23 protein-coding genes and 2 tRNA genes are annotated in these 23,153 nt (G+C 55.6%); 8 read left to right on the top strand and 17 right to left on the bottom strand.

The features are described 5' to 3' along the window. Nucleotides 1–16 precede the first annotated feature (16 nt). A complete protein-coding gene (locus FHW16_RS00690; RefSeq protein WP_182547261.1) occupies nucleotides 17–877 on the top strand; it encodes an NmrA family NAD(P)-binding protein in 861 nt (286 codons plus the stop codon). A gap of 94 nt (nucleotides 878–971) precedes the next feature. Beyond that, nucleotides 972–1,352 (top strand): hypothetical protein, encoded by a 381-nt coding sequence (locus FHW16_RS00695; protein ID WP_182547262.1) that lies wholly within the window; start codon nucleotides 972–974, stop codon nucleotides 1,350–1,352. Nucleotides 1,353–1,382: 30 nt separating this feature from the next. Here the strand turns inward: FHW16_RS00695 and FHW16_RS00700 are convergent, their stop codons facing one another. The 5 genes from FHW16_RS00700 to FHW16_RS00720 all read right to left on the bottom strand — a co-directional run bounded on the left by FHW16_RS00700 (nucleotide 1,383) and on the right by FHW16_RS00720 (nucleotide 3,330). After that, complete coding sequence (locus FHW16_RS00700; RefSeq protein WP_182547263.1) at nucleotides 1,383–1,889, bottom strand: GNAT family N-acetyltransferase; 507 nt, start codon at nucleotides 1,887–1,889, stop codon at nucleotides 1,383–1,385. 131 nt (nucleotides 1,890–2,020) lie between these two features. Then, on the bottom strand, nucleotides 2,021–2,476 hold the full coding sequence (locus FHW16_RS00705; RefSeq protein WP_182547264.1) for a GNAT family N-acetyltransferase: 456 nt from the start codon (nucleotides 2,474–2,476) through the stop codon (nucleotides 2,021–2,023). 262 nt (nucleotides 2,477–2,738) lie between these two features. After that, a tRNA-Arg gene (locus FHW16_RS00710) sits at nucleotides 2,739–2,815 on the bottom strand. A 56-nt stretch (nucleotides 2,816–2,871) separates the two neighbouring features. Next, nucleotides 2,872–3,177, bottom strand: a complete 306-nt coding sequence (locus FHW16_RS00715; RefSeq protein ID WP_182547265.1) for an ETC complex I subunit — start codon at nucleotides 3,175–3,177, stop codon at nucleotides 2,872–2,874. A 76-nt stretch (nucleotides 3,178–3,253) separates the two neighbouring features. Continuing rightward, nucleotides 3,254–3,330, bottom strand: a tRNA-Pro gene (locus tag FHW16_RS00720). Between the two features lie 514 nt (nucleotides 3,331–3,844). Here FHW16_RS00720 and FHW16_RS00725 point away from each other — a divergent pair. Genes FHW16_RS00725 through FHW16_RS00735 form a run of 3 tightly spaced genes read left to right on the top strand, consistent with a single transcriptional unit; the run spans nucleotide 3,845 to nucleotide 7,577 of the window. Continuing rightward, complete coding sequence (locus FHW16_RS00725) at nucleotides 3,845–4,597, top strand: gluconate 2-dehydrogenase subunit 3 family protein (RefSeq protein ID WP_182547266.1); 753 nt, start codon at nucleotides 3,845–3,847, stop codon at nucleotides 4,595–4,597. 2 nt (nucleotides 4,598–4,599) lie between these two features. Continuing rightward, nucleotides 4,600–6,366, top strand: coding sequence for a GMC family oxidoreductase (locus FHW16_RS00730; RefSeq protein WP_182547267.1), 1,767 nt, complete (start codon nucleotides 4,600–4,602; stop codon nucleotides 6,364–6,366). Then, nucleotides 6,363–7,577, top strand: a complete 1,215-nt coding sequence (locus FHW16_RS00735; RefSeq protein ID WP_182547268.1) for a c-type cytochrome — start codon at nucleotides 6,363–6,365, stop codon at nucleotides 7,575–7,577. Before FHW16_RS00730 ends, FHW16_RS00735 begins: the two co-directional genes overlap by 4 nt. A 40-nt stretch (nucleotides 7,578–7,617) precedes the next feature. Here the strand turns inward: FHW16_RS00735 and FHW16_RS00740 are convergent, their stop codons facing one another. From FHW16_RS00740 to FHW16_RS00780, 9 genes are all read right to left on the bottom strand, one after another. After that, nucleotides 7,618–8,670, bottom strand: a complete 1,053-nt coding sequence (locus FHW16_RS00740) for an ABC transporter ATP-binding protein (protein WP_182547269.1) — start codon at nucleotides 8,668–8,670, stop codon at nucleotides 7,618–7,620. 17 nt (nucleotides 8,671–8,687) lie between these two features. Beyond that, the gene (locus FHW16_RS00745; protein ID WP_182547270.1) at nucleotides 8,688–9,530 is read right to left on the bottom strand and encodes a carbohydrate ABC transporter permease; all 843 of its coding nucleotides are present in this window, start codon (nucleotides 9,528–9,530) and stop codon (nucleotides 8,688–8,690) included. After that, on the bottom strand, nucleotides 9,520–10,425 hold the full coding sequence (locus FHW16_RS00750) for a carbohydrate ABC transporter permease (protein ID WP_182547271.1): 906 nt from the start codon (nucleotides 10,423–10,425) through the stop codon (nucleotides 9,520–9,522). Before FHW16_RS00750 ends, FHW16_RS00745 begins: the two co-directional genes overlap by 11 nt. Before the next feature lie 9 nt (nucleotides 10,426–10,434). Then, nucleotides 10,435–11,706, bottom strand: a complete 1,272-nt coding sequence (locus FHW16_RS00755) for an ABC transporter substrate-binding protein (RefSeq protein WP_182547272.1) — start codon at nucleotides 11,704–11,706, stop codon at nucleotides 10,435–10,437. Nucleotides 11,707–11,727: 21 nt separating this feature from the next. Continuing rightward, nucleotides 11,728–13,338, bottom strand: a complete 1,611-nt coding sequence (locus FHW16_RS00760; protein ID WP_182547273.1) for an FAD-dependent oxidoreductase — start codon at nucleotides 13,336–13,338, stop codon at nucleotides 11,728–11,730. 16 nt (nucleotides 13,339–13,354) lie between these two features. Beyond that, entirely contained in the window at nucleotides 13,355–14,371 is a 1,017-nt protein-coding gene (locus FHW16_RS00765; RefSeq protein ID WP_182547274.1) for a LacI family DNA-binding transcriptional regulator, read from the bottom strand. 332 nt (nucleotides 14,372–14,703) lie between these two features. After that, nucleotides 14,704–15,045, bottom strand: coding sequence for an AtuA-related protein (locus tag FHW16_RS00770; protein WP_182547275.1), 342 nt, complete (start codon nucleotides 15,043–15,045; stop codon nucleotides 14,704–14,706). Nucleotides 15,046–15,053: 8 nt separating this feature from the next. Further along, nucleotides 15,054–16,391, bottom strand: coding sequence for an acyclic terpene utilization AtuA family protein (locus tag FHW16_RS00775; RefSeq protein ID WP_182547276.1), 1,338 nt, complete (start codon nucleotides 16,389–16,391; stop codon nucleotides 15,054–15,056). Nucleotides 16,392–16,434: 43 nt separating this feature from the next. After that, entirely contained in the window at nucleotides 16,435–17,748 is a 1,314-nt protein-coding gene (locus FHW16_RS00780; protein WP_348643835.1) for a CitMHS family transporter, read from the bottom strand. A gap of 71 nt (nucleotides 17,749–17,819) precedes the next feature. Here FHW16_RS00780 and FHW16_RS00785 point away from each other — a divergent pair, with 71 nt between their 5' ends. Continuing rightward, nucleotides 17,820–18,725 (top strand): LysR family transcriptional regulator, encoded by a 906-nt coding sequence (locus FHW16_RS00785; RefSeq protein WP_182547278.1) that lies wholly within the window; start codon nucleotides 17,820–17,822, stop codon nucleotides 18,723–18,725. A gap of 49 nt (nucleotides 18,726–18,774) precedes the next feature. On the opposite strand, the gene hdaA is transcribed toward FHW16_RS00785, so the two are convergent. Genes hdaA through pgsA form a run of 3 tightly spaced genes read right to left on the bottom strand, consistent with a single transcriptional unit; the run spans nucleotide 18,775 to nucleotide 21,199 of the window. After that, complete coding sequence (hdaA, locus tag FHW16_RS00790) at nucleotides 18,775–19,473, bottom strand: DnaA regulatory inactivator HdaA (protein ID WP_432652000.1); 699 nt, start codon at nucleotides 19,471–19,473, stop codon at nucleotides 18,775–18,777. A 21-nt stretch (nucleotides 19,474–19,494) separates the two neighbouring features. Beyond that, on the bottom strand, nucleotides 19,495–20,607 hold the full coding sequence (locus FHW16_RS00795; protein ID WP_348643864.1) for an AI-2E family transporter: 1,113 nt from the start codon (nucleotides 20,605–20,607) through the stop codon (nucleotides 19,495–19,497). 43 nt (nucleotides 20,608–20,650) lie between these two features. Beyond that, entirely contained in the window at nucleotides 20,651–21,199 is a 549-nt protein-coding gene (gene pgsA, locus FHW16_RS00800; protein WP_182547281.1) for a CDP-diacylglycerol--glycerol-3-phosphate 3-phosphatidyltransferase, read from the bottom strand. Between the two features lie 264 nt (nucleotides 21,200–21,463). On the opposite strand from pgsA, the gene purM reads away from it, so the two are divergent. Both purM and purN read left to right on the top strand, forming a co-directional pair. Beyond that, on the top strand, nucleotides 21,464–22,525 hold the full coding sequence (gene purM / locus FHW16_RS00805; RefSeq protein WP_432651983.1) for a phosphoribosylformylglycinamidine cyclo-ligase: 1,062 nt from the start codon (nucleotides 21,464–21,466) through the stop codon (nucleotides 22,523–22,525). Beyond that, nucleotides 22,522–23,145 (top strand): phosphoribosylglycinamide formyltransferase, encoded by a 624-nt coding sequence (gene purN, locus FHW16_RS00810; RefSeq protein ID WP_182547282.1) that lies wholly within the window; start codon nucleotides 22,522–22,524, stop codon nucleotides 23,143–23,145. Before purM ends, purN begins: the two co-directional genes overlap by 4 nt. The last annotated feature ends 8 nt before the right edge of the window (nucleotides 23,146–23,153 follow it).

A 23,153-nucleotide genomic window follows, 5' to 3' on the forward strand; every position in this document is an offset into this window, starting at 1 on the left:
GCAAAGGACCGATATCATGTACGCAATCACTGGAATCACCGGCAAAGTTGGCGGGGCAATGGCCCGCGAACTCCTTGCATCTGGAAAATCCGTGCGGGCCATCGTCAGAAACCTTGGGAAAGCCGGGGAATGGCAGGCTCTCGGCTGCGAGATCGCCATCGCGGATATGGGCGATGAGGCAGCCCTGACAAGGGCTTTCAGAGGGGCCGAGGGTGTGTTCATCCTTCCGCCGTCGAATTTCGATCCCTTGCCCGGGTTTCCCGAAGCCCGTGCTGAAGCAACCATTATTCGCGATGCTCTACAAGCCGCCCAGCCCGGCAAAATCGTCTGCCTGTCGACTATCGGGGGTCAGGCGACGCAGACCAACCTTTTGAGCCAGCGCACCATTCTCGAACAGACGCTCGGCACTCTCACGATCCCGCTGACGATCCTGCGGCCAGCGTGGTTTCTCGACAATCTCGCCTGGGACGTCGCTTCGGCAAGCGAAGACGGCATCATCCACTCATTCCTCCAGCCGGCCGATCGCAGGATACCGATGATAGCGACGGCCGATGTCGGGCGCTTCGCCGCCCAATGCATGCAGGACACCTGGACGGGACGACGCATCATTGAAATCGAAGGACCGGCCCGCGTCTCGCCGAACGACATTGCTGATGCCTTTTCCGGGATATTGTCGCATCCCGTGCGGGTCGAGATCGTGCCGCGTGAGACGTGGGGAGCCATGTTCCGCTCACAGGGCATGCGCGATCCGATGCCGCGCATCCAGATGCTGGATGGTTTCAACGAAGGATGGATCAGGTTTGAAAACTCAGAAAGTGAAATCCTGCAGGGAACAGTGGATATGCGTGCGGTGATCAAAGACCTTGTCGGTCTCTGAGCGCAGGAGAATAGACCCATGGGTACCGCAAGGAAGCCATCGACTCCTGCTTGCCGTTTTGCTTATCTGATATCGGGCAAATTGGGGGACATCCATGCACATCAGATCGTTGAAGCATCCGGGTATCGTATTCACCGTTGCACTATTCCTTGGTCTGTCATCACTGCCCTCCTTTGCCGAAGACGCATCAAGCGCCACGGATGCGTCCCCGATGGAACGAACCAAAGTCCGCATCGTCACCGATGAGGAACTCAGCGACAATCGCGATGTGATCGTCATCGTCAGATTCAAGTTGACCCGCGAAGGTACCATCGAGGGGACCCCTGCTGTATCAGGACAGGGCCGTAATGCCGACATCGTGGCGAAAGCCAAGGAACGGGCATTGCAAGCTGTGCTCCGTTCCCAGCCGTTCAAACTGCCACCGGAAAAATATGATCTCTGGAGCAATGTCGAGCTGACGTTTCACGCCGAATGAGCAGTTCGAAGCATCGGTAGAGCGGCCCGACTACCGATAGACAACTGCCATATTGACGGTGTCTACATACCGTCCGTCAATACAGACAGCGTCGCGCGCCACGCCTTCCCTGACAAAGCCAACCTTTTCATAAAGTGCAATCGCGCGTTCGTTATCCGCATGCACGTCGAGCTCGATGCGCACAAGCCTGGCCTTTCGCGCGTGTTCCATGGTTGTATTGATGAGCTTCAAGCCAAGACCCTGACCGCGGTACGACGGAATGATCCCCATGCCGAGCGTGCCCCGGTGCGCGTGCGCCGCACGCATGTGCCGGCGGATATCACACCAGCCCACCACTCTTTGCCCGGCCAGTGCAACGAACTGGGAATTGCCGTCGGCGATCATGGCTGTCACGAAGTCGCGAAACCCGTCCAGAGGCGGAGCCTCGAGGAATGTCAGGTATTTGCGCTCCCGGGACACCGTATCAAGCGCCTCGTGAAAACTGATGATGTTCTCAGGCCTTACCGGCGCTATCGTTACAGCAGATGACTGACTCATCGAGTACACCTCAACAGACATTGACAGAGAATTGGTTGACGATTTCGCGCTGGGCAATTGCTGGCGATTTAGCCAGAATCGCCGCACGTCTCAAGTGGCAGGGAAATAATGAGCCCGATCTTGAAAGATTCTCATGTCTCAGGCCGTCGAATCTGAAAACCTGTTTTGCTCTGCTCGAAGCCTGCTTGATTATAAAATCTGAGAGTGCCGGGGTTCTTTGAACCACTCATCAACATGACCTTGTAGCAATCGAACGTCCATGCATGCGTCACCGCGGCTTGTAGCAACAGATGGCCAAATCCCTGCTGCCGGTGATGTTCATCTGTTACGACATTCTCAATCACGGCGTAAGGCAAACCTCCCCTTGTCAGGTTTGGTACAACGATTATCGCGCATGTCGTGATCAACTTGCCACCGACCCGGCCAATAAAAATGGCGCTCCCTCGATATCCTGCGAACCGCTGCAGAATCTCTGAGGCTGATTCAATCGAGAGGTGGGGATCACGTGGATGCAGTTGGCGATATAACTCCAACAACTCTGAAAGATCGCCCTGTGCAGCCGTTCCAATATCCAAATCGGTAGCCATCCTATCTTCCCCAATAATTCCAGAAACAATAGAGATTCAATGTCATCGTCAATCTGGATATGGAAAATACGGCCATTCCCCAGCGGTGATTTTCTGGTAGCCGCCTGTGCTGACCGAAGGAATATCCGATGGTTTCATTTTACAATGGGAACCGCTTTGATCGTTTTCCAATCGGCAGCATTTTTATGGGCAGTTGCCCATGCGATGCTTCCAGCCGATCCGCGCGATACTGTAAAGCGATGCAATAAGATATGTGGGTAAATGGCGATCCCGGCTGGATTCGAACCAGCGACCGTCGGCTTAGAAGGCCGGTGCTCTATCCAGCTGAGCTACGGGACCAGCTTTTAAACCGGTGATCCTAGTATCACCGGGAAATCCGAACAAATTGCAAACAGTCAGTGCGTCCAGGGCTGTTTACGATCAAAGCGGAAGTTTTCCGAATAGGAAACAACACGCCGTCTCGTTTCCTTTGGCTCCTGCACCGAATAGGCAATGCCGTTCTTCTGTGCATAGGCGATTGCCTCCTCCTTCGTTTCGAAGGACAGGCGGATCTGGCTTTTCATATCGCCCGATGACGTATAGCCCATCAGCGGTTCAACCTTGCGTGGCTGTTCCGGCTCGAATTCAAGCGTCCAGCTTTCGGTCTTGGCCTTGCCGGACTGCATAGCTGTTTTTGCGGGGCTGTAAATACGTGCTGCCATTAGAAGAAATCCCTTTGTCTGAAATCCCGATATAGTACAGGCTTCGGTTCAGTACCAGCAGCATCATCCGTTGAAATGGTCGGAGCGGAGAGATTCGAACTCCCGACCCTCTGGTCCCAAACCAGATGCGCTACCAGGCTGCGCTACGCTCCGTATCATGTTCAACGTTGGTTTCCCTAGAGTTTTTGATTCCGGAACGCAATAGCGAAAACAAAGAAAAATGGACAAACGGAATAATAGCCGCACAATGACAGCCTGCGGCACACAAAGTCCTACGGAAATGACCACAGCCGTTTTGCGGGAAATCCCCTTGTAGAGAAAAATCGTTTGAACAGGATGCCGCGCGGACAGGAATCAAATCAATCGCGACCGAGAATCACCAGATCGATCACCGGCCCCTGCCGGTTCTGAAACAGCGGATCAGCCCGAGATCAGAATCTGGAAATCGCAGAACTGAAACCGCAGTGACATCGAAAACGACTTCAAACACAAAGAATCTTGAAGCACTTGGCAACAGTTCATTCCCCCGGAGAAATTTCTGTAATCACTTGTCAGACAACTCAAACGCGTAGATACTAAGTATCTGTAATGACTTAAACTTTACCGTTTTTGTCATCTTTTCTCTGCGCATTTTCCGCGCATCTTACCTCGCATCACGGAGGCTACGATGAGCTATCGCAGTTCGGTTCGATTGAATCGGCGTCATTTCCTCTCTTCGGTTGCAATATTCCTGGCAGCAGGCACATCGGCAAGTTTCGCGCGATCTATATCCGGTTCATTGCCATGGCAGGCCCTCGCCTCGGATCCGCCAATTCAGGTCGTTCCTGGAGGCTGGTATTTCTTTACACCGCAGGAGGCGGCCACCGTTGAAGCAATCGTTGATCGCATCATTCCTGCCGATGAGCTGAGCATCGGCGGCAAGGAAGCTGGCTGCGCCGTTTATATCGACCGGCAACTCACCGGGCCCTTCGGGTCTTCGAGCCGGCTTTATACGAAAGGACCGTTCCTGCCCGGATTACCCACCCAGGGCTATCAGGGTGAGGCAAACCCGGCCCAGCGCTACCGCGCTGGACTTGCAGCAATGGATGCCTTTCTGAAGCAGCGTGACGGTAAAAGCTTTGTCGAGCTTCAACCTGCAGAGCAAGACGCTTTCCTTACCGAGATGGAGGCGGGGAAAATCGCGCTTCCCAATGGTATCAAGAGCGCCGGATTTTTCGGTCTGGTCCTGCAGAACACCATGGAAGGCTTTTTTGCCGATCCGATCTACGGCGGCAACAAGGACATGGTGTCCTGGCGGATGATCGGGTTTCCCGGGGCGCGATACGACTACCGGGATCACGTGACCAAACACAATGAACCATACCCCCAGTCACCGGTATCCATCAGCGGCCGGCCGGAATGGCTCGGGAAAGGAATCTGACAATGACGAATATTCTTCCTCGCAAAGATGTCGTGATTGTTGGCCTGGGCTGGAGCGGCGCAATCCTTGCCAACGAACTCACGGATCAGGGTCTGGATGTGCTTGCGATTGAGCGCGGCCCCTGGCGCGATACGGCAACCGATTTCAATATCGGCTACGCACAGGACGAGTTGCGATACGGCATCAGACGCGACTTGTTCCTGCAGCCTACCGTTGAAACGTTCACCATACGCAATTCCCCCTCTGAAACTGCGTTACCGTTGCGTGATTTCGGATCGTTCTTACCCGGCAATGGCGTGGGTGGTGCCGGCGTTCACTGGAATGGGCATACATGGCGTTTTTGGGATTCAGATTTGAACATTCGAACCCATTTGACCGAACGATACGGCGCGGCGAAGATCGCAGACCTTGAAGTCGCCGATTGGGGCATCACCGGTGCCGAACTGGAGCCGTACTATGACCGGTTCGAATATCTGGCGGGCATTTCAGGCAAGGCCGGCAACATCAAAGGCGAATTACAGGACGGTGGCAACCCCTTTGAGGATGCGCGCTCCCGTGATTATCCGCTTCCTCCCATGCAGATGACCTACGCTCCAACCCTGTTTGCTGAGGCGGGACGGTCGCTCGGATTCCATCCATTCCCTACACCATCGGCCAATCTGTCCCAGAACTACGTGAACCCATTGGGCATCGCTATGGGACAATGCACCTATTGCGGGTTTTGCGAGCGCTTTGGTTGTGCCAACTATTCCAAGGCAAGCGCCCAAACGACCGTTCTGCCCGTTCTCATGAAGAAGGCCAATTTCGAGGTTCGGACAGACAGCGAAGTTCTCCACGTCAATCTTGATGCATCCGGCAAATCGGCACGCGGCGTGACCTATATCGACACATCGGGGCAGGAATTTTTCCAGCCCGCCGATCTGGTCATCCTGTGCGCCTATGGATTGCACAATGTCAGGCTGATGATGCTGTCCGGCATCGGCAAGATTTATGATCCCGTCAGCGGTGAAGGCGTGGTCGGACGCAACTATTGCTATCAGACGAACTCCGGGGCGCAGGTGTTCTTCGACGACAAGAACTTCAATCCGTTTATCGCGGCGGGGGCACTTGGCCAGACCATCGATGATTTCAATGGGGACGCCTTTGACCATGGCGGCCTCGATTTTGTCGGGGGTGCCGGTATCAACTGCATCCCGACCAATGGGCGCCCGATTGCGACGCGACCTACCCTGCCGGGCACGCCGAAATGGGGCAGCGCATGGAAAAAGGCGACGGTCGAGAGCTACAAAAGCACCCTGGCCTTTTCATCGCAGGGCAGCAGTTACGCCAGCCGGAACAACTATCTCGATCTTGATCCGACCTACAAAGATCGTTTCGGACGGCCACTCATGCGCATGACGTTCGACTTTCCCGATAATGATATCCGAATGTCCAATTATGTCTGCGATCGCATGGAGGAAATCGCCAAAACTCTCGGCGGCAAGCAGCATGTCATCAGCAGGCGCAAGAAAGGATGGGACAGCGTCCCCTACCAGAGCACCCATAATACTGGCGGCGCCATCATGGGCACCAATCCTGCAAAAAGCGCGGTCAATCGCTACCTCCAGAGTTGGGATGTTCCCAACGTCTTTGTCATCGGTGCCTCGGCCTTTCCTCAAAATGCCGGCAAGAACCCCACCGGGACGGTTGGTGCACTCGCCTTTCTTGCCGCCGATGCCATTCGCGACCAGTATCTTCGCAACCCCGGCGCTCCCTTGGTGTCGGCATGAGAGCGCTGCTTCTGACAATTGCTGTTGTTTCAGCAGGTATTGCCGCACCGGCAATTGCAGCCGATCAGGCGGACACCATCATTCGCGGTCAATATCAGTCCGTGCTCGGCGATTGCAGCGGTTGCCATACCCGGCCGGGCGGCAAGCCTCTTGCGGGGGGCTTGCCATTGCAGACACCCTTTGGTGTCCTTATTCCGCCGAACATTACCCCCGACGCTGAAACAGGCGTCGGCAAGTGGAACGCGACCGATTTTCACAATATGATGAAGACGGGCATTGGCCACGACGGCGTCCGGCTTTACCCGGCCATGCCTTATCCCGCCTATACCAAAATGAACGATCAGGATATTTCCGACCTGTGGGCGTATCTCACAACCGTCGAACCGGTCTCAAATAAAGTCGAAGCCAATCAGCTGCCGTTTCCGCTGAACATCCGCCTTGCCATGTCCGGCTGGAATCTCCTCAATTTCGACGCGACACCATTCGAACAAGACAGCTCCAAATCAACCGAATGGAATCGCGGGGCTTATATTGTTCAGGGCGCAGGCCATTGCGGCACCTGCCACACGCCCAAGTCGTTTCTTGGCGCGGACAAGAACAGTGCGTTTCTGAAAGGCGCATCACTGCAGGGCTGGTTTGCCCCCGACATCACCGGCAGTATGACGAGTGGTATCGGGCGATGGACAGAGGATGAACTGATTGCCTATCTGAAGACCGGTGTGAACAAGCATTCCATTGCCTCAGGTCCAATGGCAGAGGCAATCGAAAACTCGACATCGCAAATGACAGACCCCGATCTGAAGGCCGTGGCGGTTTATCTCAAGAGCTTTGCGTCTGATACTGCTGCCGTGCAATCGGTCAAACCCGACGAGAAGCGGATGGCGGCTGGAGAAGCAGTTTATCGCGACAATTGTTCGGCTTGCCATGGCGGGAGCGGTGGCGGAGCTGGTCCTCTGTTCCCTGCCCTCGCCGGAAACTCCCTTGTCGCGCAGGACAGCGTAGAAACACTCGTGCGACTCGTCCTTGAAGGCAGCCAGGCAGTTCATACCAAAGGAGCGCCTACAACACCTGCCATGCCATCGTTGGCATGGCGTCTCAATGATGAGCAGATCGCTGATGTGCTGACATATGTACGCAGTGCCTGGGGTAATAACGCAGCGGCCGTCAGTTCAGGTGACGTTACAAGCGTGCGCGGGAATCTGGCGCAGTAAGCGCTGGACCCGAACGCTACATGTGAACTGTTTACTTCATTCACATGAGGCGGTGGCCGTCAGCTGCTGAAAAGATATGGAGTTTATCTGTTGTTAGCCGGACGTGAAAAATTGACCCGGGTCGTAGAGGCAACCGCTCTCTAAAAAGACCATGAATCAACGTCTGGCCAAGCATCATGGAAATCTGGGTTTCATGTCCCATTGGCTCCACAAGGGTGACCAGTGTTGCAATGCCGCTTTCTTCCGCCACAAGATGTTCCGGCCTGACTCCAAGAACCACATCCTGCCCGACGTGTTCCTGCGCAGAGCGGGGAAGAGGTATTACCACGTCCGACGTTACCAGACCTTCCGCACGTATTTTACCCGGAATGAAATTCATTGCCGGTGATCCGATGAAGCCCGCGACGAACTGGTTGGCCGGCCGATCGTATAGTTCAAGCGGCGTACCCGCCTGCTCGATGCGCCCGCCGTTCAGCACGACGATCTTGTCTGCCATTGTCATGGCCTCAATCTGGTCATGCGTGACATAGATCATCGTCGTCTTGAGCTTCTCGTGCAGTGCCTTGATCTCCCCCCGCATGACAACTCTCAATTTCGCATCGAGGTTCGAGAGTGGTTCGTCAAAAAGGAAGACCTGCGGGCTGCGAACAATCGCCCGTCCCATGGCAACACGCTGGCGTTGGCCGCCGGAAAGCTGGCGCGGATACCGGTCAAGCAACGGTGTGAGACCGAGTATACCTGCCGCCCAATGAACGCGTTCCGCTATTTCGGATTTACTGCCGCCCCGATGCTCCAACGAAAAACCCATGTTGGTCGCAACGGTCATATGCGGATAAAGCGCGTAGTTCTGGAAAACCATGGCGATGTCCCTGTCCTTCGGGTCGAGGTTGTTGACCACCTTCCCGCCTATGGAGATTTCACCGCCCGTGATGGTTTCCAGCCCAGCCACCATGCGCAAGAGGGTCGATTTCCCGCAGCCGGATGGGCCCACAAGAACGACGAATTGACCATCCTCTATGTCAAGGTCGACTCCATGGATCACATTGACGTTGCCATACGCCTTGCGGGTGTTTGTGAGAGTAACTTCAGCCATAAGAATTTGATCCGTTTTCAGCCCTTGAGGCCGGTATGCGCGAGGCCTTCAACAAAGTGCTTCTGCGCGATGATGAAAACAATGAGGACGGGAAGTGCAGTCAATGTTGCCGCTGCCAGCTGGATGTTCCACATTGGCCCGCCATAGGCATCGGTAAATTGCGTGAGTGCCTGAGGCAGCGTGAACTTGTCGGCGCTGGACAAAAACACAATGGGCTCCAGATAGAGGTTCCAACTGTGCAGGAACGTAAATATCGCAACCGACGCGAGTGCAGGACGGGCGAGCGGCAATGCAATGCGGGTGAATATCTTGAAACGGCTCAGGCCATCAACGCGGGCCGCCTCCTCCAATTCCACCGGAAGCGAGATAAAGAACTGACGCATTACGAAGGTGGCGAATACGCTCGGCGCGCCGAAAATGGGCACCAGGATCAGTGGCCAATGCGTATTGACCATACCCAGCTTCAGGAACAGCTGAAACAACGGCACAATCGTCACTTCCGACGGAATCAAAAGACCCAGCAGCACAACCATGAAAATGGCATTGGCAAAGGGAAAGCGGATCCGGGCGAAGGCGTAACCAGCCATGGATGATATGCCCATCGTCCCGGCGGTGACGACCGCAGCAATGTAGGCTGAATTCCAATATTGCTTTGCAAATGGCTGAAGTGTGAAGACCTGGCCATAGGTGGTGAAATCAAATGAACGCGGTATCAGCTGCGGTGGAAAAGCAAAGATATCACTCACGGGTTTGAATGATGAGGTCACCATCCACCAAGTGGGAAATACAAAGGGGATCAGCAGGACGCACATCGTCCCATAAACCAGAACCTTCGCGCGGGGAGACAACTCAGTTTTCATAGAAAACGATCCTCTTGCGCAATTGCCATTGGGCGAAAGTGAGACATGCCACGATAACGAAAAGCAAAATCGACAATGTCGAGCCGTAACCGAAAAAGTGAAACTGGAATGCCTGTTGATAGAGATAATAGACCAATACTGTCGTCGAGACGCCGGGCCCGCCTTGGGTAAGAACCGCGATTTGCGCGAACACCTGTAAGGAACCTACGATTGTAATGATTGAGGTCAGCAGTATGGTCGGGCTGATCATCGGCAGCGTGATGCGGCGAAACTGCTTGAAAGGCGGCGCGCCATCAATGCGCGCAGCTTCGTAGAGTTCGTTGGGTACGCTCTGCAATGCCGCAAGAAAAAGGATCATGTTGAGCCCGACATTCTTGAAGACCTGAACAACAATGACCGAGATCATTGCTGTAACGGGTTCCCGCAGCCAGTTTGGGCCCTCTATTCCAAGGAACAGAAGCATTCCGTTGATGCCTCCATTTTTCTGCAGCAGGAATCCCCAGACGATCGTCCAGGCCACCAGAGAGACGACAACCGGTGAGAAGAACAGCGTGCGGAAAACCGCAATCCCTCTTAGCTTCTGGTTGAGAAGTACGGCAAGCAGAAGCGCAAGGCTCATGTTGAGGACGACCAGCCCAAGCGAGAAGAGTGCTGTGGAACCCAGAACAGCTGGCAGCGAAGGATCTTCCAAAAGCATCCTGTAGTTCTGCGCACCGGTATAATTAAATGTATTGGCAAGCACATTCCATTCATGCAGCGAGTACCAAAACACGAGGCAAAGCGGCAAAAGTACAAATGTGACGATGCCGGCGAGTTGAGGTGCGATGAACAGATATCCGGCCGCGCTGTCCCGGCGGGCTATCGTCCAAAACTGAGTTTTATGCCCGGCGCTCATGGCAGTGGCCTAACGCTTGAGAAGCGGACTTATCTGCCCGCAAATTTTCTGTGTTGCATTTGCGATGTCAGCGTTCGGCGTCCAAACGGCATCCAGCCCGGCCCGAACCATTTGCTGGATCTGTGCGAAACCAGTGTGCCCAGGAATTACCTTTCCATTGGATATTCCTGCGATGACCACCTTTTCCAATTGCTCCTGTGAGAGAAGCGGGTTGGTTTTCTTCAGCGTCTCGGCATTGAGCAAGGATTTGCGTGCGGAGGGAAAGAATTGCGCCAGCTTCGCGGAGTTTTCGGGATTCGTCATGTAGCCGACGAATTCCGCCGCTACATCGGCATGAGGGCTTGACTGCATGACGCCGATACCCGCCTGCCCGATCAAGGCATATTCCCCGGCGGGCCCTTTGGGCAAAGGCACCAGATCCCATTCGAAACCATTTTGTTTCGGCAGCAGCGATGCCCGGCTGATCTGCGTGATCGTCATCGCCGCATTTCCGGCAAAGAAGTCAACATTTTCACCGGGCCCCGGCATGGCTTTGTTCTTGAAGATGGCGTCATGAATGAAAGACAATGCATCCGTCATCGGCTTATCGCCAATGGTACAGTTTTTTCCGTCCTCGCTCCACGGCGAAGCGCCAAAGCCATTCCATATCGCCGCCAGGTTTTGCCAATTCTGGTAGTTGAAATCCCGGATTATCAGGCCGCCCTTCCCGGTCCGACCAACAGTCGAAGCTGTCTCAATAGCCTTATCCCACGTCCACTCGCCCGCCTTGATCAATTCGTCAGGCGTTTTTGCCCCGGCCTTGCGGATCAGATCGTTGTTGGCGAACACTGCAAAGGGCGATGTCGAAAACGGATAGGCATAGAGGGTTCCGCCTTTAGACCAACGTTCAGTAGCCCCAGGACTAACCTCTGCAAGATTGTAACCCTGAATGGCGTTGAGCTTATCTCCCAGAGGGTAAAGCGCACCTGAATTGACGAAATCATAGGCCGTCGTTTCGAAAATCCACGCCATATCAGGTGCGTTGCCACCGGCAATCTGCGTCGTTAAGGCCGTGGTATAGGTGTCGAACGGCAGCGATTCATAGGTGACTGTTACGTTTGGATGGCTCTGTTTGAAACCTGCAGCCATATCGTTGAAAAGCTTCAGATGCGCTTCATTGGCGCTCCAGATTGTCATGCGCAGATTGACGGCCTCCTGCGCCGACGCGGTTCCGATAGCGGCAAGCGAAAGACCAACCGCGAGCGCGGCTGCGAATGCCTTGAGATTGATACGGTTCGACATGTTTCCCTCCTCCGTTTTTTGTTAGTATGCGCGTATGTCCGGCCAGCGTATTTCGACCCCCTCCCGGGATAGCAGTGACTGAAAGTCGGCAAGATGTCCGTCGTCTCCCTGCACCTGATGTGGTGTCAGGTTGCGATTCAGGCAGTGAGCCGCAAGCATTCCGGCCACTTCGCCGATATTCCATTCGACCGGATGCAAGCGGTAGCAGCCATTGGTGATATGGGTTGTTCCGATGTTCTTTCCCGCGGGCAGAATGTTTTTCATGCGTTGCGGGAGGAGCGCCCCCAGCGGAATTTCAAATGGGCAGGACGGCACATCAATGTAATTGTCGCCACCGGTCGAAGGGTGAAGGTCAATGCGGTACATTCCAATGCCGATGCTGTCGCGATAATGGACAGCTCCCTTATCACCGCGCACGGAAAAAGAGAGATCCTGCTCGACGATCCGCGTCACAGGTTTGATCCGGCGGCTTTCCCTGATGTAGGGAGCCATGGCAAGCCCATGGTCGGTGCCCGTGACGTCGCCGCGCAGGCGAAGGCCGGGGAAACCCGTGCCGCCGTCAGCGCGCGGCGCTTCCGTCTGAAGCCAATAGAAAACCGAATAGGACAGCTCGACGGCGGCCTTCAGGTGACGCGCCTTTTCCTCTTCTGACACATCAATGATCGAGCCTTCCAGATAATCGATCATCGGCCAGTTCACGAGACATATGTCCGACTGATAGCTGCCCGGTAGAAAATTACGGCGGGCGGCAATCCGACGGAAAGTCCAGAGATTTTCATCCCCCCCGCCTTTGCGCTGGTCCGCGTCGACAAGGAGAGGATCGTCGTCAGGATTGGGCGTGAAACTGCGTTCGGTGATTTCCAGTGTACGCGGATGCGGTGCCTTGAACCCGAGCAAAGGCGCACCCCAGAAGTCCGGCTGATAGGCTCGCCAGAATTCATAATTCTCCGGCTTGTCTATCGTGTGATCACCATCGACGTGATCGATGGCAAAGCAAATCGACACCGCCTGAACATTGTCGGGCTGAACCTGGCTGGACGCACTGGGTTCACCCGTATCGTCCTGGCTTTCAAAACCGGTGACATATTCGGTTCCTGCCAATGGCAAGACATCGCCTAGCTCGGTGGCATCGATGATATAATCAGCGGATACAGTCAGATCCACGCCGCTGTCGCGATGCCGTAGCGTAACCGAGCGAACAATGTCCCCATCCATGCTGGCAAGGACTGGCCGATAGGGCTGCAAAACCGTCAGCTTTCCGCCGCCCCGATAGGGCAGAAGCATGGCTTCGAGAACCGCGAGCCCAACACGGGGCTCGGCGCACAAACGACTGACCCAGCCGGCCCCCGGATTGAGATCGTGCCATGCTCGGCTGGCGTCGGTAAGGGGATAGTGATGACGATAATACTGGCGGATGCCGTTGCGCAACTGTCTGTAGGATCGCGTGGTTCCGAACTGCTCCACCCAACTGTGCTCATCCGGAGGTACCGCCTGACTGGTAAGCTGCCCGCCGATCCAGTCAAACTCCTCGCTCATGACCACGGTACGCCCGGCCCTCAAAGCACCAAGTGCCGCAGCAACGCCGCCCACCCCGCCACCGACAACCAATATATCCGCTTGCAATTCTCTCATGCTCATCAATTCCGTCTCATTTTACAGGGCCAAGGGTTTCACCCTCGACAGGTTCGCACGGCAGCAATATCTGCTGCACGGGTTCGGAAGCCTCGATCCGGCGAATGAGCATTGCAGTTGCCTGCCGGCCCATTTCTTCCCGAGGAATATTGAAAGAGGCGAACTGGATCGCGGTCTCTTGCGGGCGAATGTGCCGACCGAGAACAACAAAAGACAAATCCGCCGGGATCGCCAAACCACGCTGGCGCGCTACTGCTTCAACCTTGATGGCATCGGCAAGCTCGTTGAAGAATACGGCCGTGCTGCCACTGGCGAGCAACGCGTCCAATGTATCGGCAGGCGGCTGGCCAACCGCAGAAATATGCAGCGCGAGCTGCGCATCACCGCCAAGCGATTGCGAAAAGCCTTTCCAGCGGTCGGAAACTGACTCTGCCGGACCTTCAGGGCCCACGTAGGCCAAACGACTGTGACCCAGCGACAGAGCTTTTTCCACCAGAGCCTTCGTCCCACCGGCGTAGTCACCGCCGACATAAGGTACCTTTCCTCCGGCATTTTCACGCCGGCCAATGGCGACAAACGGATAATCGCCGCCGACGAGCCGTTTCAGTTCGGCACGATTGAACTGACGGCCGAGAACAAGGCAGCCGTCGGCAAGCCGCAGCCGATTGCCATCATTGAAGATCTTGCGCTTCTCACCAATGCCGGCACTCGTAAGGAGCAGCAGGTCATAGTTTTGCCGCTGCGCCTCCTCCTCGATACCCAGAAGGAACGGAGCAAAAAAGTCCGCTTGAGCGCTCGGGAAAGCCGGCTCGTAAGTGAAGACGCCAAGAATGCGGTTCAGGCCCTTTGCCATACTCCGGGCGATGGGGTCGGCGACATACCCGGTATCATGGATAATTTTCAAGATACGCGCGCGCGTATCATCAGGAATACGATTGAGCGCCGCATGCGCATCATTAAGCACGAGCGAAACCGTGGCCTGACTGACGCCTGCAAGCTGGGCAATGTGTTTTTGTGTCAAACGCTTCGGCAAATCATCATTCCCCAAGGATTCTGCTAATACGCATTAGCAGTTATACGCATTAGCATTTTTATCGCCTTTCTTGTCAATGGTTTATTTCAAGGATTTTCTTGGAGTGAAACAATGTCAGGTGCTGGCGCCACAACATGAGGAAGCGGTCAATCGCACTGTCCCCATATTTACGGCTCTCAGGATTCACGGCCTTTGCCGTACAGTGAGCCGCGATATTTCCACACGATACTGGTGCGACAAGTCTGCGCCCGCAATACAACGAAGCCATTACTATCGCCGTGTTGTTTGTCCTATCTGGCGGATGGCCAAAACGCGCAGTGGAGTAAACACCCTCACTGTTCGGAGTGTTGCGCCGACCCGTCGGACAGGGGGATCAGAATCTCGAGATCAAGCAGCGCTGAACTCAGGCTTTTACCGTGTGCGTCAAGTGCGAGCGACCGGGTAACGCCTCCTCCCAACGCCTGCTCCAAGACGAAATTAAGCGCGCTTATCTTGGGCAGTTCAAAGCGAGTGACCTTTCCCTCCACTATTCCTGCGAAATGTTTCCGCACCGCATCGGACGTCACATGTTGCAACAACAGGCCATAATGTTTCGGATCGTAAGCGATGACCGAGATGTTGGATGTGTTGCCCTTATCTCCGGTCCGCGAATGTGCGATCTCGCGCAATCTCATTGTTGCTCTCACACTTCAAGGAATTGAATTGCAGAATTAGCCAGCTCCTGAGGGAGCAGTACGGAGGCCACGGCAATCACTTCTCTTGCCGACTTAAATGCGCCGCCGCCGCCAGCCGGTCCGTTTGTATAGAGACTCTCAACTTCGTTGCTGATCCGCACTGCTTCATCAAGGCTTTCGGTGCGCCCGGCCACACGGGCGCGAACTTCGTACGGACCGCCGCCAATCGGCGATGCCGCCCCATGCAATGAATTTACTCCGATCAAGTCAAACCGAACTTCGCTTGTCTTGGCCCCCGTTATTTCCAAACGCTCCCGGACGATCTCCAGGGCGAGACTTGCACGTTCCAAAGCACCGGGCCCAGCGTAGGAAATCTGACCTTCACCGATATAGCTGTCCAAATATCCGATCGAGACCTTCAACTTCCCGGTCTTTGGCTTTCCACCACCGCCCTGCATACGAACACGATCAGGACCAGCCTGCGTGACCGTTACTTGCGAAAAATCCGCAACCACATCGGGTTGAATGTATTCGGCCGGATCGTGAACTTCATAGAGCAACTGCTCTTTGCATGTCGCTTCAGTAACAGCGCCTCCCGAACCAGCTACCTTGGTGATAACGACATTGCCATCCTCGCTTACCTCGCCAATCGGAAATCCCAAGCGAGCCAGATTTTTGATATTCTTGTAACCAGGATCAGCAAAGTAGCCTCCCGTAATCTGACCAGCGCACTCGAGTAAGTGTCCAACAAGCGCAGCTTTCCCCAGCCGCTCCCAGTCATCCATTGCCCAGCCGAACTCATGGATGAGTGGCGCCATGAAAAGTGCGGGGTCGCCTACACGACCCGTGATGACGACATCGGCACCCCCGGCCAATGCTTGCACAATGGGTCCTGCACCAAGATAGGCATTTGCCGATATTACGCGTGCACCAAGATCCTGGACACGGCCATCGATTTCCAGAAACGGGAAATCCCCGCGTCTGCAGACGTCCAGCACGTCATCACCGGTAACGGCTGCTATCCGCAAACCCTTGATCCCCAGTTGTTTGGCTACATCTGCCGTCTTCTCCGCTGCAGCAACGGGATTCGCTGCGCCCATATTGGTAATGATCTTGATGCCGCGAGCCTTGCAGATTGCGAGGACGGCATGCATGCGTTGTTCCAAAAAGGGATCATATCCGGCTGACGGGTCCATCATCTTTTGATGTTGGGCAAGGGCGATCGTGCGCTCGGCAAGACACTCAAATCCAAGGTATTGAATGTCCCCCTTTTCCACAAGTTCGATCGCCGGTTCAATGCGATCGCCCGAATATCCCGCTCCGGAGCCAATTCTGATGGTCTTCAATACACAGACTCCAAGTTTTCCGGACCAAAACGACAGTCAACGCTCAAATGACACCGCCGATCCATGCCACTGCGGCCATGATGATGGTCGTGGCAAAAGCCCAGACGAAAATAAACCGCTGGTGGGCTCCAAGAGAGACGCCGGAAAGTCCAATCAAGATGAAGGTGGAGGCGGTTAACGGACTCAACGGAAATCCTGTGGTCATCTGTCCAAGGATGGCTGCCCGCCCTATCGTCAGGGGATCCTGACCCAATGCTCCCGCGGCCCCCGCGAACACCGGAAGCACGCCGAAGTAGAATGCGTCGGGCGTAAAAATCAGACTGAACGGCATACTGACAACAGCAACAATCTTGGAAAGATACGGCGTCAAAAAATCTGGCATCAGATCGACAATCTGCTGAGACATCGCCTCGATCATTTTTGTGCCGCCGAGAATTCCGGTAAAAATACCGGCCGCAAAGATCATGGACGTTACCGTAACCACACTGCCAGCATGGTCGATCAGCCGCTCTCTTTGGTCCTCCCAAGCCGGATAGTTCACGATCAGCGCGATGGCAAATCCAACCACAAATATTATGGCCAGCGGTGCAATGTGGGTGAACAATGCGGCGAGGACGGCAAGCGTCAGTGCGACGTTGAACCAGAATAGTTTTGGCCGCCGGATCTCCTGTTCTTCCTTCGTCAATGTTATTTCGACGGATATGTCGACATTGCTTACCCCAATGCGCCTGCGTTCCCTGAGGCCAATGATGGCGGACGCAAGAAATACCCATAGAATTCCGACGCATAGGGCGGGAACGATGGGTGTGAAAATCTGTGATGCATCGGCGTGCAATACCGCCATGGTCCTGGCAGTCGGCCCGCCCCACGGCAGGATATTCATGACACCAGCGCCCAGTGCGACAACCCCGGGCAATACCAGGGGATTCATGCCCATGCGACGATGAACGGGCAAAAGCGCGGTTATCGTAATGAGAAATGTCGTCGCTCCGTCACCGTCAAGGGCCACCAGCATCGAGAGGGCGGCTGTAACCAGACAGAGCCTGACCGGATCACCTCTTACCAAAGAAACCAGGCCCCGAATGAGCGGATCGAATATGCCAACGCCAAGCATCAGGCCAAAGTAGAGAACGGCAAACATGATCATGACCCCGGTTGGGGTAACTTTCAGAATACCGTCGAGCATCATCTTACCAAGATCCGCGCCAAAACCTCCTGCCAGGCCCGCAATCAGGGGAACAATGACCAAAGCTACAAGAACGGATACGCGGCCTGAGAACGTGCAAACCAAAAACACAAATATCGTGAGAAAACCGAGTAACGCCAACATTGCTGCTCCTCCCAAAGCAATTCGCATTTGTGCGACTGGCTACTCAGAGAGCATAAAATGGCATTTACAAAAAATGACTAATAGCTATCGTTCAATGCATGAAACGCATCGATCTATCACCCTTTGAACTTCAAATATTCTTAAAGGTCCAGGAATCCGGCAGCTTTCGTGCAGCCGCTGATACTTTCGGCCTGTCGCAACCGGCAATAAGCCGCGCTATCTCCCGCATTGAGGAGAGAGTGGGTACCCGGCTGCTTGACCGGGACAGCCGCAATGTCCAGCTCACTCCTCAAGGCCGTGTGTTTGTTCCGCTCGCCACACGCCTGATTAATGATCTCGAAACTTCACTGGATGAACTGGGCGCATTTTTGGGGGCTGAAAGAGGGAAGATTGCCGTAGCGGCACTGCCGTCAGTGGCAGTTTCCATCCTGCCCGCGGCGCTTGCTCTCTTTAGAAAAACAAATCCCGGCATCGTGGTACGCGTGGTCGATACCCTCCTCGAAGAGGTCACCTCGATCGTAGGGCGCGGCGAAGTCGACTTTGGCATCGCAGTCGCCCCAACATCAGATAACGAGATGATTGCTTTCAATGAGCTTCTCAGAGAACCCCTGGTAGGTGTCTTTTCAAGGAACAGCGCTGCCGGTCCGCCCGTTCATTCGAACTGGGCGACATTGGCGGAATATCCGTTCATTGCAATGTCGAGCACCACAAGCGTGCGACGGCTCACCGACGCGGCATTTCTCCAGGCAGACCAAATTGTGTCACCTGCATATGAGGTGTCTCATTTGGCAACAGCAGGCGCGCTTGTGGCGGCAGGGCTCGGCGTAACTGCCCTTCCCCAACTTGCACTTTCGACCATGGATCAATCGGCTTTGGCGACGTGCACGCTCGATCAGCCCGTTGCGTCCAGATCCATCGGTTTCCTGACACGAGCTGGCCGAACTCTATCGCCCGGGGCCGTTGCGTTCATGCAGGTTATTCGCACATCAGCCATTGCAAGTTAAGATGCGGATCCAGACCGTCCGGTCACGGCTCCAATCAGAAGCAGCCATTCTACAGGTCGAAAGTCGCCTGTCCTTCATCGATTGCCGTGACAACACTGGCTGCCAAAGCGCGCGTGATCTTCGACTTCTTCTCCAGAGCCGCACGGTCGAGACGCTCGACAATGCGGTTGGCCGTGGAGAGTGAGCGCTCGATATGGCTGACCAGAAAGCTGATAACGTTGGGGTCAACGGCGATTTGCCGATCGGAAAAGAGTTTGTAAAGCACACCTGACAGCAGGATATCATCTGGTTCGCCGATCTCGACCGTCGTCGCTGCCTTCAGGCGCGAGGCGAGGTCCGGCAGTGTTACAGGCCAGCTGGCAGGCCAGCGGCGCGAGGTCATCAACAGGCTTGAACCGCTCTGGCGCACATTGTTGATCAGATGAAACAGGCCTGCCTCGTCAATCGGACCATCGCCTATGTCATCGATGAGAAATGGCCCACTGGCACCTGACGCGGTGCCGATACTGGCCGCATCGATAACGATTGCGTCTGATTCGGCTTTCCAGACAGCTGCCAGATGCGTCTTGCCCGACCCAATCGGCCCGGCCAGAATGACGACAGGCGAAATCCAGCCCGGCCAGCGATCAACGATATCCACCGCCGCCATATTGGAGGCGGTGACGATCAGGTCGTCGCGCGAATAACCCGGCTCATGGCCAAGATCGAGCGGCAGTTGTCGCGGTGCATCGGTCATGTCGAGTGAAATACAGTCAATGCCGCCCGGATGTCATCGGATTTCTTTTGATTGCTCAATTTTGCGCGGGTCGCCTGTGTAGAGCGGGGATTGCCGGTAACGGCTGATGACAAACCGCACGAGAACACCCATGGCGGCGGCCGTCGGCACGGCAATCAGCATGCCGGTGAAGCCGAGAAGCGAACCGAAAGCAAACAGCGCAAACATCAGCCAGACCGGATGCAGGCCGACCGAAGATCCCACCAGTTTCGGTTGAAGGATATTGCCTTCAAAGAACTGGCCAATGAAGAACACCACAGCGACCGCGCCCACATAAAAATAATCCGGCCAGAACTGCACCAGTGCGACGCCGATTGCCAGGACCAGCCCGACCAGCGAGCCGACATAGGGAATGAAGCTGATGAGACCGGCGAACAGCCCGATCAGCAATCCGAAATTCAGACCGACGATGGTCAGGCCCACAGCGTAGATCATGCCGAGAAGCAGACACACCGTGCCCTGCCCGCGCACGAACCCGGCAATCGCCTTGTTCATATCATTGGCGATGTCACGCACGGTCTGAACGTGGTCGCGCGGCGTCAGATTGTCGATGCTTTGCACCATGCGGTCCCAGTCGAGCAGCATGTAGAATGCCACGACGGGGGTCACCACGAAGAGCGCGGCAACATCAATCAGCGTCTTGCCCGAACTCCAGATCGACTGCAGCAAGGTGGAAAGGAAGCCAGCGCCCTGCTGCAGGAGTGAATCGAGGCTGTTGCGGATGACAGAGGCGTCGACGCCGATGAAATCCTTCAGCCACTGGGAATCGCGATTGGCAATCAGTTCCTGCAGACGCGCCACGTAGCTCGGCAAGCGGGCGATGAAATCGGTCATCTGCGAGGCAAGGATAGGCACGAGGATCATCAGCAGCAGGGCAAAGGTCACCACAAACAGGATGAGAATAACGATGGTTGCCAGCAGGCGCGACAGCCCAAGACGCTCCAGTCGGTCTGCAACGGGATCCAGGAAGTAGGCAAGGACAAGCCCGGCTACGAATGGCAGCAGGATCGACGAGAAAATATAGAGGAACAGCGCCAGGAAAACCACGGCACCGGTCCAGAACACCGCCTGACGGCGCACACTGGTGGCGAGCGTATTCACCTGCACATCAACATGGATGTCGTGCTCGGCCGGTGTGATCGTCTTCGTCTTACTTACGGATTTGCTCATAGCCTGCCATATGTTTTGTCCACGCCACGAGATAGGCAGTCGAGGACGCTGCGGTCAAGAGTGCAACCACCCATACCAGAATCATCCGTCCTGCACCGAATGAAAATTCAAATGTCATATCCGCCAGCGTGAAGGCCACCAGTATGATCTGCAGGGCTGTATTCGCCTTGGAGACGAAGAGCGGGCGCATCTCCACCGGATTGGCCATCACCGTCGACAGCAAGACGGCCCCTATAATGAGGATATCGCGCGAAACAACGATGACAACCAGCCAGACAGGCAGTTCGTTCAAAAATCCGAGAACGACGAACAGGGTGACCAGCAACAGCTTGTCGGCAATCGGGTCGAGATAGGCGCCCAGCTCCGACCGCTGGTTGTAGCGACGGGCAATATAGCCATCAACGCCATCGGAAACGCCGGCGATGACAAAGCCGATAAGCGCCGTACCAACAGAATCGGACAGCAGGGCCATGACGATGAACGGCACGAGGATGAAGCGAAAGATGGTGATATAGTTGGGAATTGTCACTCTGTCGGCTTCCTCCGCTTCCTCATATTATCGTCCGCTTGCACAATATTCGCCGAACGCATTATCAAAACCCTTTTGCGTCTCGAAATAATGCGCCACCCCGTAGTCGGTTCATGGCATACATGGACAGAATAGCGGCATTGCTCAACCCCTTTCGGGCGGCCAAACTGTCGATATCTGGTGTTTTCGCCTGACTTGAGGCACTCAGAGCTTGCAGCGACGGCGGAGTCGTGCCATTTCGCCAGCAACAATCCGGAGCTGACAATGACGATCAAAAATGGCCTCACCTATGCGCAGGCAGGCGTCGATATCGATGCCGGCAATCTGCTTGTCGAAAAGATCAAGCCGATCGTGCGCTCGACGCGCCGTCCCGGTGCCGATGGCGAGATTGGCGGCTTTGGCGGTTTGTTTGACCTGAAAGCGGCCGGTTTTACCGACCCGGTCCTCGTTGCGGCCAATGATGGCGTGGGCACAAAGCTGAAGATCGCCATTGATGCGGGCGTGCATGACACGGTCGGTATCGATCTGGTTGCCATGTGCGTCAACGATTTGGTGGTTCAAGGCGCCGAACCGCTCTTCTTTCTCGACTACTTTGCCACGGGCAAGCTCGACCCGGATCAGGGAGCAGCCATTGTCAGCGGTATTGCCGAGGGCTGCCTGCAGGCCGGATGCGCGCTGATCGGTGGTGAAACCGCTGAAATGCCGGGCATGTACCGTGATGGCGATTACGATCTGGCCGGTTTTGCCGTTGGCGCCGCCGAGCGCAACCAGTTGCTGCCATCGGGTGATATTGCCGAAGGCGATGTCATTCTTGGCCTTTCCTCATCAGGTGTTCATTCCAATGGCTTTTCGCTGGTCCGGCGCATTGTCGAACTGTCCGGTCTCGGCTGGGATGCCGATGCGCCCTTCAAGCCGGGTACAACACTCGGACAGGCGCTGCTGACGCCGACCCGCATCTATGTGAAGCCACTGCTGGCAGCGATCCGCGAAACCAATGCGATCAAGGCCCTTGCGCACATCACCGGCGGCGGCTTCCCCGACAATATTCCCCGTGTGCTGCCAAAGGACCTGACGGCCAGCATCGATCTTTCCGCGATAACAGTACCACCGGTATTTTCATGGCTGGCAAAGGTCGGCGGCGTCGAGCGCGATGAAATGCTGCGCACGTTCAATTGCGGTATCGGCATGATTGCCGTGGTTGCACCCGAGAATGCCGATGCAGTGCTTGCCGCGCTGAAGGCACAGGGCGAGGATGCGGTGCGTCTTGGCACCATGGTTGCCCGCGCCGACAGCGGCGTTGTCTATCAGGGCAATCTGGCGCTGTGAGCAGCCCAGCCCAAAAGAAGCGCGTCGCGGTCCTCATTTCAGGCCGCGGCTCCAACATGACCGCTCTCATTGAAGCAGCCAAGGCGGCTGACTATCCGGCCGAGATCGTGGCCGTTATCGCCAACAAGCCTGATGCCGGCGGACTGGAAACGGCGAAGGCGCATGGTATTGCGGCCCATGCCATCGCGCACCGCGATTATCCGACGAAGCAGACCCATGAGGCTGCTGTATCGGATGCGCTCCATGCAGCGGGAGCTGAAATCGTCTGCCTTGCCGGTTACATGCGGCTGATGTCGGCGGAATTCGTTCAGGCCTGGGAAGGCCGGATGATCAATATCCACCCGTCGCTCTTGCCGCTGTTCAAAGGGCTGCACACGCATGAACAGGCGCTGGAAGCCGGTGTTCGCGTCCATGGCTGCACCGTGCATTTTGTCACCGCTGGCATGGATGAAGGTCCGATCATCGCGCAGACCGCCGTGCCGGTTCTCAATGGCGATACGGCAGACAGCCTCGCATTGCGCGTGCTTTCTGTGGAGCACGAGACCTATGCCCGCGCGCTCGCACAGGTGGCATCCGGCAAGGCTGTCATGAAAGACGGGCGGACTGTTTTCTGCGATTGATCGCCCTT

It is taken from the genome of Phyllobacterium myrsinacearum (assembly GCF_014138285.1).
GTDB lineage: Bacteria > Pseudomonadota > Alphaproteobacteria > Rhizobiales > Rhizobiaceae > Phyllobacterium > Phyllobacterium myrsinacearum_A.

What these genes read in the sequence shown, in the direction of transcription:
- FHW16_RS00715 (WP_182547265.1), bottom strand. Translation starts at nt 3,177, where the DNA reads ATGGCAGCACGTATTTACAGCCCCGCAAAAACAGCTATGCAGTCCGGC.
- FHW16_RS00700 (WP_182547263.1), bottom strand. Translation starts at nt 1,889, where the DNA reads ATGAGTCAGTCATCTGCTGTAACGATAGCGCCGGTAAGGCCTGAGAAC.
- purM (WP_432651983.1), top strand. Translation starts at nt 21,464, where the DNA reads ATGACGATCAAAAATGGCCTCACCTATGCGCAGGCAGGCGTCGATATC.
- FHW16_RS00705 (WP_182547264.1), bottom strand. Translation starts at nt 2,476, where the DNA reads ATGGCTACCGATTTGGATATTGGAACGGCTGCACAGGGCGATCTTTCA.
- FHW16_RS00755 (WP_182547272.1), bottom strand. Translation starts at nt 11,706, where the DNA reads ATGTCGAACCGTATCAATCTCAAGGCATTCGCAGCCGCGCTCGCGGTT.
- FHW16_RS00760 (WP_182547273.1), bottom strand. Translation starts at nt 13,338, where the DNA reads ATGAGAGAATTGCAAGCGGATATATTGGTTGTCGGTGGCGGGGTGGGC.
- FHW16_RS00690 (WP_182547261.1), top strand. Translation starts at nt 17, where the DNA reads ATGTACGCAATCACTGGAATCACCGGCAAAGTTGGCGGGGCAATGGCC.
- FHW16_RS00735 (WP_182547268.1), top strand. Translation starts at nt 6,363, where the DNA reads ATGAGAGCGCTGCTTCTGACAATTGCTGTTGTTTCAGCAGGTATTGCC.
- FHW16_RS00750 (WP_182547271.1), bottom strand. Translation starts at nt 10,425, where the DNA reads ATGAGCGCCGGGCATAAAACTCAGTTTTGGACGATAGCCCGCCGGGAC.
- FHW16_RS00695 (WP_182547262.1), top strand. Translation starts at nt 972, where the DNA reads ATGCACATCAGATCGTTGAAGCATCCGGGTATCGTATTCACCGTTGCA.
- FHW16_RS00725 (WP_182547266.1), top strand. Translation starts at nt 3,845, where the DNA reads ATGAGCTATCGCAGTTCGGTTCGATTGAATCGGCGTCATTTCCTCTCT.
- FHW16_RS00780 (WP_348643835.1), bottom strand. Translation starts at nt 17,748, where the DNA reads ATGCGAATTGCTTTGGGAGGAGCAGCAATGTTGGCGTTACTCGGTTTT.
- FHW16_RS00730 (WP_182547267.1), top strand. Translation starts at nt 4,600, where the DNA reads ATGACGAATATTCTTCCTCGCAAAGATGTCGTGATTGTTGGCCTGGGC.
- FHW16_RS00785 (WP_182547278.1), top strand. Translation starts at nt 17,820, where the DNA reads ATGAAACGCATCGATCTATCACCCTTTGAACTTCAAATATTCTTAAAG.
- FHW16_RS00745 (WP_182547270.1), bottom strand. Translation starts at nt 9,530, where the DNA reads ATGAAAACTGAGTTGTCTCCCCGCGCGAAGGTTCTGGTTTATGGGACG.
- FHW16_RS00770 (WP_182547275.1), bottom strand. Translation starts at nt 15,045, where the DNA reads ATGAGATTGCGCGAGATCGCACATTCGCGGACCGGAGATAAGGGCAAC.
- FHW16_RS00740 (WP_182547269.1), bottom strand. Translation starts at nt 8,670, where the DNA reads ATGGCTGAAGTTACTCTCACAAACACCCGCAAGGCGTATGGCAACGTC.